The organism is Pedococcus sp. (genome assembly GCF_036000045.1).
In the GTDB taxonomy this organism is placed as follows: domain Bacteria; phylum Actinomycetota; class Actinomycetes; order Actinomycetales; family Dermatophilaceae; genus Pedococcus.
Map to the genome: position 1 here is coordinate 22,664 of NZ_DASYGF010000010.1, position 9,591 is coordinate 32,254.

A 9,591-nucleotide genomic window follows, 5' to 3' on the forward strand; every position below is an offset into this window, starting at 1 on the left:
ACTGAGGCGCTCGCGCTGCTGGGGTGGTTAGGTTGGCGGGTGCCTGCCTATTCGATCTGTCCTCGAACGCCCGGTTCGGGAGTGGGTCCGACGCCGTGACCCTGCGCTCACGCCTCGACGCGTCCTGGGCCTCACCCCGCCAGACCGGGGTCCGGGTGGCGCTGGTTGCGGTCGTGCTCGCCGTGGCGGCGGTGCCCTTCCTGCTGCTCCTGCTGTTCGTCGAGTCCCGGTGGGGACCCCTCCTGGAGCTCGACAACGGTGCGCGCGACGGGCTGCACTCCTATGCACTGGCGCACCCGACCTTCGTCACGATCATGCGGGTGATCAGCAACAGCGGTTCGGGGCCGGCGTGGATGGGCGTGACCATCGCTCTGGCTCTGGTGGTCCTCGTACGCAGGCAGATCCGGCTCGCCCTGTTCGTGCTCGTGACGAACGCGGGGTCGTCTCTGCTCAACGGTTTCGTCAAGACGGCGGTGAACCGGGCCCGCCCCGTCGTCAACCACCCGCTGCTCCACGAGCCGGGCATGAGCTTCCCCAGCGGACATGCCCAGGCGGCCGTCGCCGGTTATGGCGTCCTGCTCTTCGTGGTCCTGCCTTACGTCCGAGGGGTGTGGCGCCGGGTCGTCCTCCTGGTTGCGGTGCTGATGGTGCTCGCCATCGGCTTCTCCCGCATCGCCTTGGCGGTCCACTACGTGTCTGACGTGCTCGCGGCGTACGTACTGGGCCTGGCCTGGCTGGTCGCCATGGCGTCGGTGTTCCACGTCTGGAGGCGTACCGAGACGCGCGCAGCGCAATAGCCTGGACGCCTACAACCCCAAGGACACGGAGATCCCCCATGCAGATGCGTCTCGAGCTCGTCCCGCTTCCGACGCGTGACGTCGAGCTCAGCAAGGAGTTCTACGTCGACCGGGTCGGGTTCACCCTCGACCACGACGTCGAGCCGGGCAACGGCCTGCGGGTCGTGCAGCTGACGCCTCCCGGGTCGGCGTGTTCGGTGGTCATCGGTGTCGGCATGAGCGACCCCGAGGCTCCCCGCGTGCAGAACCTCCACCTCGTTGTGGACGACGTCGAGCAGGCGCGTGCTGAGCTCGCGGCGAAGGGGGTCGACGTCTCGGGGGTCAGCGACCTCGGCGGGGGCGTCAAGTACGCCTACTTCAGCGACCCGGACGGCAACTCGTGGGCGCTGCAGGAGCTCCCGCACAGGCAGTGAGCCGGTCCGTCCTTACAGCAGTCGCGCCTTGCGCCACAGGCGGACCGAGGACCCGCCGATCAGGCCGGACTCCTGCAGGAACGTCGTGAGGTTCTCGGCGCTGGAGCGCAGCTTGGCCCGGTAGTGCTCGTTCTGGCGAGCTGCTCGCAGGGCGACGTCCGGGTCGAGGCCGACGGCGGCATACACGCCGGGGTTGACCAGGTTGTCCACGATGATGTTGGCGACCACGCCGAGCACGAAACGCTGCTCGCCCCGGTGTCGCCTGGTCATCCCCGCCGCCCGGCGGGCGATCTCGTCGCGGGCGAAGCGCATGTGCCGCGCCTCCTCGACGACGTGGATGCGGCTGACCGCCCGAGTGAGCGGCTGGACGCGCTCGTCGGCGATGAGCTCGCGTTGGAAGATGTCGAGAACCTCCTCCGCGACCAGGATCGCGGCATACAGGTCGGGCCCGTGGGCCAGCGTCTTGAACAGGCGCCCCCAGCGGTGGGCGGAGGGGGAGGGGCGGTACGACGGTGCGCCGTACTTCTCGGCGGTCCTCGCGAACATGATCGAGTGGCGGCACTCGTCGGCGATCTCGGTGAGCGCGAACTGCACGTGGGATGTGGCAGGGTCCTGGTCGTAGATGTCGCGCAGGATCATCTGCATCAGGATCATCTCGAACCAGATGCCCACACCGGAGATCGAGCAGAACTCGTGCTCGGTCATGCGGATGCGGGCGGGTTCGCTCATGCCGTCCCACAGGGCCGTCCCATAGAGCGAGGACCACTCGGGGCTCATCCCGTAGAGGTCGGGCTCCAACGGAGCGTCCCAGTCGATGTCGACCTGAGGGTCGTAGGAGTGCTTGGCCGAGGAGGCCAGCAGGCGGCGAGCTGTGGTGTCGCGGTCAGGGCGGGCTTTGGGGGTGGTGGAAGCGTGGGCGGTGCTGGTCGCGCTCGGGGTGAGCGCGGAGGTGGACGTCATGGTCCCTCCAAGAATCGGGTAACTGTAAATACGAGTTACAGTTACCATGGTTCACATGACTTCATCCCCTGTCAAGACCTCCGACGGTCGAAGCGAGCGGTGGCGCGCGCACAAGGAGGCCCGTCGTCAGGAGTTCGTCGACGCGGCGCTGACCGCGGTCCGCGCCAAGGGGGCCGCCGTCCGGTTGGACGACGTGTGCGCCGTGGCCAAGGTGAGCAAGTCGGTGATCTACCGCCACTTCCGAGACAAGGACGATCTCTTCGCCGCGGTCCTCGAGCAGATCGCCGCCGAGGTCTTCCTGCCCCGCATCGCGTCGCAGCTCGACCCGGACCTCGATGACTGGGCCATGCTGCGTGCGGCGATCGGGGCCTACGTGGCGCTGGTGAGCGAGGAGCCGCAGCTCTACCGGTTCGTGTTCGCCTACAGCGGCGTGGGGGAGCGGGGCGACTTCGTGGGCAGCATGGAGTCGGCCATCGCTCAGGCCCTCGGGTCGATGATGGCCGAACGTCTCGGGGCGGCCGGCCTGCGGCCCGGTGCGGGGGAGCCGATGGCGTACGCCATGGTGGGCATGGTGCAGCTCGCCACGCATCGGTGGGTCGACCACCCGACTGTGGGGGCGGACGAGCTGGTCGAGCTGCTGAGCGACGTGGCCTGGCAGGGGTTGGCGGGGGCGCTGCCTCGACCCTGACGTTGACGTTGGAGTTGAGGTTGGCATTGGAGTTGACGTCGAGGTCGAGGCTTGGGGTTGTCCACAGGCACGCTCGGAGTGTCAGTCCCGCGCCCTAGTCTGGACACATGTTCGAACTCGATCGGCTCGGTGGGCAGCTCCAGGCGGGGCTGGCGCGGGTCGCTGCGCTGGGGGAGTCGGTCTCAGGGGCGCGGCCGGCATCGGTGACCTCGGAGGACTGGGTCGCCCTGACTGGCGCCTGCCAGGAGGCGATCAACGTCCTGGCGGCCATCCAGACCGTGGCATTGGCCCAGGTCGCTGCGACTGAGGACCGGCTGTGCGAGGACGGCACGGTCGTCGAGGAGTTCCGCGGGCTCGGCCATCAGCGTCTGGATGCTCCGGCGCTGGTGCACGACGTGCTGGGCCTGACGGCGTCGGGTGCAACCGGCCGCGTGGCCACCGCGGTGGACCTGGTCACTCGGCACCCTCGAGTGCTCGAGGCGATGGGTGCGGGCCGGCTCGATGGCTACCGTGCGGCGATCGTGGCACAGGAGCTGGCCGAGGCGACGCCTGAGGTCTGTGTCGAGGTGGTGCGGCGGCTCGGAGACCACCTGGGCACCGAGCCGGGTGGGGCCCTGCGTCGACGCACCCGGCGGTTGCTGGCGGCCGTCGACGCCGACCTGGTCCGGCAGCAGGCGCAGCGCGCCCGGTCGGAGCGCTCGCTGCGGCGCAGCGCGTTCGAGGTCGGCGTCGACGAGTGGACTGCTCTGGTGCCCGTCGAACAGTCCAGATCGGCGTGGTCCGTGGTCGACGGTCTGGCGCGCAGCTACGTGGTGCAGGGGCGGTGTGCCCGGATCGACCAGGCTCGAGCCGATGCCCTGATGGACCTCATCCACGCCAGGGCCACGGGGCGGGTCGGCATCCAGGTGACCGTCCCCGCCTCGACGATGGCCCCTGCAGTGGCCTTTGCCGGCCGGGCCGGTGATCCGGATGTCGGCACCGTTTCTGGTGATGCGCTGGTGCCCGTCACCGGCTTCGGTATGCCGGGTGTCACGCACGTCCGCGCGTCATGGCTCGCGTCGGTGGCGGCCGGGGCAGCCCACGGCGGGCAAGGGCAGGGCGGGGCAGCGCCGGGCAGAGCGGTGAGTGGCGTTCGCGTGGTGGCCTGCAACGACCACACCGGAGCACTGACATCACTGCCCCTGGCTGTGCCCGTGCTGCCGGTACCGACCACTCGGATCGAGCGCCCCACGCCGGGTCCATCGGCTCGCCCGGCATCGGCGATGGCCGAAGCCGGCGACAGACACGCTGCCTATCGGCCGCCGCCCTGGTTGGTCGACTTCGTCAAGGCTCGCGACGGTCACTGCCGGTTCCCTGGGTGCACGGTCAGCGCCCGCTTCTGCGACATCGACCATGTCGTGGCCTGGCCTGCGGGGGCAACCGACCCCGCCAACCTCGCCTGCCTGTGCCGTCGCCATCATCGGGTCAAGCAACGGCCTCGGTGGCGGGTGGAGATGGAGCCTGGCGCCGTCCTGGTGTGGACCGACCCCTGTGGACGTGTGCGTCCCACCATGCCGCTCGACCAGCTCCAGCTCGACTCTGCAGCGGTGCCCGTGGCGCCTGCCCCAGCGAAGTCCGCCGAGGCAACCCAGCCCACCGAAGCCACTGGGTCAAGCGCACCGACCAATGCAGCCGCGCCCACCGTAGTAACCGCACCCACTGAAGAAACCCCACGTACCAAAGCCGCCCTACTAACCGAAGCAACCGCACCAACCACACGGGCGGGGCGCGGCTGCATGCTGCCGTCCGTTCTCGAGGAGGAGATCGTGCTCTGCCTGGGCCGCCACCACATGCTGGCCCGAGCGCGACTACGGCAGCGTCGTCACATCTCCCGACAGCCGGCGCGGCCTGGCACCTCGTCCCTTGACCCTCCACCATTCTGACCCTCGACGCTGCGCGACACCCGCCGTTCTGACGGTCTTGTGAAGGCGGGGGGACCGGGCCATGGCTCAGGCCGGGTCAGGGGCTACGCCGGGGGAAGGGTCCCGACCAGGACCAATGGGTCCACCTCTCGACACGGACGACGATGACGGGCCCCAGCGGTGGATCAGACTGGTACTGCTCGTACTTGGCCACGAGCTGGGTGATGCCGCGTTGCCCTTCGGCTGTCTCGGCGGTCATGACCTCGGCTCGTCCATCGGCACGGACCCACCACAGCGCCGACCAGTCGGCGTCGTAGTGGTCGACGAGAAGGCTCACCAGGGGGTTGCTGCGGATGTTCGCGACCCGTCGCAGGTTCGCGGACGTCTTGGGCTTGCCATCGACGGCGCTCCAGAGCACGTCGCGGTGGAGGGCGAAGACGACGGGCACGACATGAGGTCCACCGGCAGGGGTCACCGTGGCAAGGCGAGCGACGGGCGCAGCGGCGAAGCGTCCCCGTGCCTCGGCCTCAGCAGCATCACCGGGCCCAGGCACACGCATGGGGACGGACCCGGTCACGGTCGGGAGAGGGTGAGATGGAAGGACGCGCCCGGCCCCTCGTTCCCGAGCCAGATGCGCCCGCCCATCCCCTCGACGAGGCGTCGCGCGATATGCAGGCCCAGCCCGGTGCCCGGCGTCGGGCCCCGCTCCAGACGCCGGAACGGCTCGAACACCGTCTCGGCCAGCTCCGGTGGGATTCCCGGGCCGAGGTCACGGACTACGATCTCGACACTCCTGTCCTCCCCATGCGCAGACACGTGCACCGGGCTGCCCTCGAGCGCGTAGAGGTCAGCGTTGCGAAGCAGGTTCCCGACGACCTGGCGCAGGCGCCCTGGGTCGCAGACAGCCATCCCGACATCGTCATCGCCCATCCACTCGAATGAACGCGTGGTCATCGGGTCGCGCGCTGCGATCGCCTCCTTGAGTATTCGCGCCACATCGGCTTCCTCCAGGATGATGCTGAACTGGCTCTTCCCGATGCCGGACGCGGCGGCCAGCAGGTCGTCCAGCAGGTGCTGCACCAAGTCGGCCTGCGAGAGCATGACCCGATAGATGTCGGCCCGCTGGTCACCGTCGACCGAGTCGCCGCGCGCGAGCAGGATCTGCAGATAGCCCTTGATCGGTGTCAGCGGCGTCCTGAGCTCGTGCGAAACGGTGGCGATGAAGTCGTCCTTGGTCTGCTCCAGCCGGCGTTCGCTGGCCCACAGCGCCACCTCGGCCTGCTCCCGAGCAGTGAGGGCAGCGTCCAGCATCTCCTGCTGCTCGCTGAGCACGTGGTCCCGCAGCGCCCCCGCATATCCCTCGGCTACCGCGGCGACCACTCGTTGCCAGCGAGCGACGAGCTGCGCGTCGGAAGGACCGAGTCGGCCTGAGAGCCCCAGCAGGACGGCGACCGTCCTGGCCAGGCTGCGCGGTTGGGTGAAGTGGGCATCGACCAGGCTGGCCCCCACGGACTGCGCGGCCGTGGGGTCGAAGGGTGTGCTCCCGACCACCCGCTCGAGCTGCCCCACGAGCTCACGCAGGAGCAGGGTGATCTCCGCGACGTTCAGGGACACGTAGCTCGTTCCCACGAGGGCCCGCGTCCAGACCTCGGCAGCGTCAGCGGGCAGTGAGCTGACTGGGGCCGAGCTGACCGGGGCCGGGCTGACCGGGGCCGGGCTGACCTCAGGCGGACGCTGCGCCGAGGTCACGTCGTGGCGCCGACTCCGGCATACCCGACCATCCGCGCGTCCGCACCGTGGTCCGGATGGTCCGGCGCAGGCGGGACCGGCGGGATCGGGACCTGTTCCTCGTCCGGGCGCCAGTCCGGGATGGGCACCAGGCCGGGGGAGACCAGCCGCACTCCGGAGAAGAACCGCTCGATCTCCTCCCCGGTCCTCATCGTCATGGGTGTGGGCGTGCGCTGGTACAGCCGCTGATGTGACGCAGCAAGCTCTGGCTGGCCGTCCGAGCTGGCATGGGAGATCGCCAGATAGCTTCCCTGCGGGAGCCGGGCGCAGAGCTGGGCCACCAGGGCATAGGGGTCGTCCTCGTCCGGCACGAAATGCAGCACGGCAACCAGGAGCAGCGCCACGGGTCTGGTGAGGTCGAGTAGACCTTGGAGCGCGTCGTCGGCGAAGATCTGCTCGGGGGAGCGCAGGTCGGCCTGGACGATGACCGCCCCGGCGGTGTCGGCCAGGATGGCGCGGCTGTGCGTCACGGCCACGGGGTCGTTGTCGACATAGACCACCCGCGCGTCGGGGTTCTCCCGCTGTGCGATCTCATGGACGTTGCCGGCGGTGGGTATGCCCGAGCCGATGTCGATGAACTGGGTGATGCCCTGGCCGGTCAGGAACCGGACGGCACGCCGCAGGAAGCTGCGGTTGGCCTGCATCATCTGCGGGAGCTCCGGCCACAGCCGCATCGCCTCGTCTGCCATCGCCCGGTCGACCGCGAAGTTATGCGACCCGCCGAGGTAGTAGTCGTAGACCCGCGCGGCGCTGGGACGGGTCAGGTCGATGCCGGTCGGTGCCCACGGGGGTCGGCTCAACGGGACCCCTCCCATCAATGTCACGATGTTGTCCCCATCGATCCCCCGTCGACGCCCCCGCCGGCGGTGGCTCTCCGACCAACGTACCGCGCCGCCCCGCGCCTGCATATGTTTGGGCGGGTGCCTGTGCTGGGTTGGATGCCTGTGCTTGAGGGCGTCAGCCCGCGACGATGACGATGAGGGTGCGGGGCCCATGGACGCCCTCGACACGCGTGAGCTCGATGTCACTGGTCGCGGACGGTCCGCTGATGAGGGTCAGTGGCCTGCGAGGGTCGAGGCGCGCTAGACCCTCGGGCACGGTGTCGACGACGTCCTTGACGCGCACCACGCAGACGTGGGTGTCGGGCACCAGCGTGATGGCTCGGCGTCCGCACAGAGGAGTGCCGTCCAACGCGATGGTGCCCGTATCGGCGATGGCGAGGACCGAGCCGGTGACGACGGCAGGGATGCGGTCGAGCTCGCGCGCGGTGAGCGTGCCGTCGTCGACGACGACGCCGGAGAGACGGGCCACCCAGTCGCCAGGGACACCAGGCGCGGTGATCGCCCGGTCGGTCCGGGGTGTGGCCAGCGGGGCCAGCGCGTCCGCGACCGCCTGTCCGATCGACCGGTCGTCGGCGCCGCTTCGAAGCACCGTGGCGCGGTAGTCGGCGAGCCGGTCGACGAGCCGGTCCACGAGCTCGCGTGAGCCCGGGTCGTGGTCGCTGACGCGCCGGTATGCGCGAGGCACTGGTGCGGCAGTCGGTGCTTCGCCGAGCGCTCCACGGATGCGGGCGAGGACCTCCTCTCGCGCGTTCACCGCCGGTCTCCACGGGTGCGGCCCCACCAGTCGCGGAAGGTCTCGGCCGCTGGGGTGGGCGCGTCGCGCGTGGCGGTCCAGCCGTTGAGCGGGGGTGGCAGCGGCAGGAGAGGTTTACCCCGGCGTATGCCGTGCCGGGCCACCGTCGCGGCGCGTCCGGCCTTCGCGAAGCGGCCGGCGTCGGACATGACCCAGGCTGCGGCGGCCATGGCCACGGCCTCGGGGCTGGGCAGGCGGTGGGTGACGGCTCGGGCCTCGGCGTGTTCGGCGCGCAGCTGGACCAGCAGGTCCGGGATGTTGATCTTGACCGGGCACACGTCGTAGCAGGCGCCGCACAGGGACGAGGCGAAGGGCAGCGAGTCGTTGGGGTCGCTGCCGCCGGTCACGCCGGTGAGCAGCGGGGTCAGGACGGCACCGATCGGGCCCGGATAGACCGAGCCATAGGCGTGTCCGCCCGTGCGTTCGTAGACCGGGCACACGTTGAGGCACGCAGAGCAGCGGATGCAGTGCAAGGCGGTGCGCCCCAGCTCGTCGGCCAGGGCCCTGGTGCGGCCGTTGTCGAGCAGCACCAGATGGAACTCGGACGGCCCGTCCACGGTGCCGTCGACGGCGTGCACGCCGGCCCAGGTGGAGGTGTACGGGTTCATACGCTCCCCGGTGGAGGACCGGGGCAGCAGCTGGAGGAACACCTCGAGGTCGGCCCAGGTGGGCACGACCTTCTCGATGCCCATGACGGTGATCAGGGTGTCGGGCAGGGTCAGGCACATTCGGCCGTTGCCCTCGGACTCCACCACGGTCAGGGTGCCGGTCTCGGCGACACCGAAGTTGGCGCCGGAGATGGCCACCCGAGCCCGCAGGAACGCCGCGCGCAGGTGAGCTCGCGCAGCAGCGGCGAGCGCGACAGGCTCGTCCGTCAGCGAAGGGTCGACGCCGGGCATCTCTCGGGCGAAGATCTCGCGGATCTCCGCCCGCCCACGGTGGATCGCGGGCACCAGGATGTGGGACGGCTTGTCGTGGCCCAGCTGGACGATGAGCTCGGCCAGGTCGGTCTCGTGGGCGGTGATGCCGGCGGCTTCGAGGGCCTCGTTGAGACCGATCTCCTGGGTCACCATCGACTTGACCTTGACGACCTGGTCGGCCCCGGTCGCCCGGACGAGCTGGGTGACGATCGCGTTGGCTTCGGCGGCGTCTCGGGCCCAGTGCACGACGCCACCCCGGTCCTGCACGCGGGCTTCGAGCTGTTCCAGCAGCTCGGGCAGTCGAGCCATCGTGTCCGCCTTGATCGCCGAGCCTGCCTCGCGCAGTGCCTCCCAGTCCGGGACCTCGCTGACCACCGCCGCGCGCTTGGCCCGGATGGTCGACGTCGCGTGAGCCAGGTTGCGGCGCTGTTGGGGGTTCGCCAGGGCGTCGTGCGCGGCGACTGGAAAGGTCCGGTCACCTGAGAGCTG

At 70.0% G+C, this 9,591-nt stretch carries 10 protein-coding genes; 4 read left to right on the forward strand and 6 right to left on the reverse strand.

Annotation, left to right across the window (positions count from 1 at the left end):
- The first annotated feature begins 95 nt into the window (after positions 1-95).
- Complete coding sequence (locus VGN50_RS01450; protein WP_327442858.1) at positions 96-797, forward strand: phosphatase PAP2 family protein; 702 nt, start codon at positions 96-98, stop codon at positions 795-797.
- A gap of 38 nt (positions 798-835) precedes the next feature.
- Positions 836-1,210 carry a VOC family protein gene (locus VGN50_RS01455; protein ID WP_327442859.1) on the forward strand — a complete coding sequence of 125 codons (375 nt, stop codon included), beginning with the start codon at positions 836-838 and terminating at the stop codon, positions 1,208-1,210.
- Between the two features lie 12 nt (positions 1,211-1,222).
- Here the strand turns inward: VGN50_RS01455 and VGN50_RS01460 are convergent, their stop codons facing one another.
- Positions 1,223-2,170 carry a diiron oxygenase gene (locus VGN50_RS01460; RefSeq protein WP_327442860.1) on the reverse strand — a complete coding sequence of 316 codons (948 nt, stop codon included), beginning with the start codon at positions 2,168-2,170 and terminating at the stop codon, positions 1,223-1,225.
- A gap of 55 nt (positions 2,171-2,225) precedes the next feature.
- Here VGN50_RS01460 and VGN50_RS01465 point away from each other — a divergent pair, with 55 nt between their 5' ends.
- Together VGN50_RS01465 and VGN50_RS01470 are read left to right on the forward strand one after the other, a co-directional pair.
- On the forward strand, positions 2,226-2,858 hold the full coding sequence (locus tag VGN50_RS01465; RefSeq protein WP_327442861.1) for a TetR/AcrR family transcriptional regulator: 633 nt from the start codon (positions 2,226-2,228) through the stop codon (positions 2,856-2,858).
- A 107-nt stretch (positions 2,859-2,965) separates the two neighbouring features.
- Positions 2,966-4,780 carry an HNH endonuclease signature motif containing protein gene (locus tag VGN50_RS01470; protein WP_327442862.1) on the forward strand — a complete coding sequence of 605 codons (1,815 nt, stop codon included), beginning with the start codon at positions 2,966-2,968 and terminating at the stop codon, positions 4,778-4,780.
- Positions 4,781-4,856: 76 nt separating this feature from the next.
- On the opposite strand, the gene VGN50_RS01475 is transcribed toward VGN50_RS01470, so the two are convergent.
- The 5 genes from VGN50_RS01475 to VGN50_RS01495 form a co-directional block, all read right to left on the reverse strand.
- Complete coding sequence (locus VGN50_RS01475) at positions 4,857-5,318, reverse strand: TIGR03668 family PPOX class F420-dependent oxidoreductase (protein WP_327442867.1); 462 nt, start codon at positions 5,316-5,318, stop codon at positions 4,857-4,859.
- A 14-nt stretch (positions 5,319-5,332) separates the two neighbouring features.
- The gene (locus tag VGN50_RS01480) at positions 5,333-6,508 is read right to left on the reverse strand and encodes a HAMP domain-containing sensor histidine kinase (RefSeq protein ID WP_327442863.1); all 1,176 of its coding nucleotides are present in this window, start codon (positions 6,506-6,508) and stop codon (positions 5,333-5,335) included.
- The gene (locus VGN50_RS01485; protein ID WP_327442864.1) at positions 6,505-7,347 is read right to left on the reverse strand and encodes an SAM-dependent methyltransferase; all 843 of its coding nucleotides are present in this window, start codon (positions 7,345-7,347) and stop codon (positions 6,505-6,507) included. Before VGN50_RS01485 ends, VGN50_RS01480 begins: the two co-directional genes overlap by 4 nt.
- Before the next feature lie 157 nt (positions 7,348-7,504).
- Complete coding sequence (locus tag VGN50_RS01490; RefSeq protein ID WP_327442865.1) at positions 7,505-8,143, reverse strand: LutC/YkgG family protein; 639 nt, start codon at positions 8,141-8,143, stop codon at positions 7,505-7,507.
- The coding region (locus VGN50_RS01495) for a LutB/LldF family L-lactate oxidation iron-sulfur protein (protein WP_327442866.1) at positions 8,140-9,591 on the reverse strand (1,452 nt) is incomplete at its 5' end. The genes VGN50_RS01490 and VGN50_RS01495, both read right to left, overlap by 4 nt.

What these genes read in the sequence shown, in the direction of transcription:
- VGN50_RS01455 (WP_327442859.1), top strand. Translation starts at nt 836, where the DNA reads ATGCAGATGCGTCTCGAGCTCGTCCCGCTTCCGACGCGTGACGTCGAG.
- VGN50_RS01460 (WP_327442860.1), bottom strand. Translation starts at nt 2,170, where the DNA reads ATGACGTCCACCTCCGCGCTCACCCCGAGCGCGACCAGCACCGCCCAC.
- VGN50_RS01465 (WP_327442861.1), top strand. Translation starts at nt 2,226, where the DNA reads ATGACTTCATCCCCTGTCAAGACCTCCGACGGTCGAAGCGAGCGGTGG.
- VGN50_RS01470 (WP_327442862.1), top strand. Translation starts at nt 2,966, where the DNA reads ATGTTCGAACTCGATCGGCTCGGTGGGCAGCTCCAGGCGGGGCTGGCG.
- VGN50_RS01475 (WP_327442867.1), bottom strand. Translation starts at nt 5,318, where the DNA reads ATGCGTGTGCCTGGGCCCGGTGATGCTGCTGAGGCCGAGGCACGGGGA.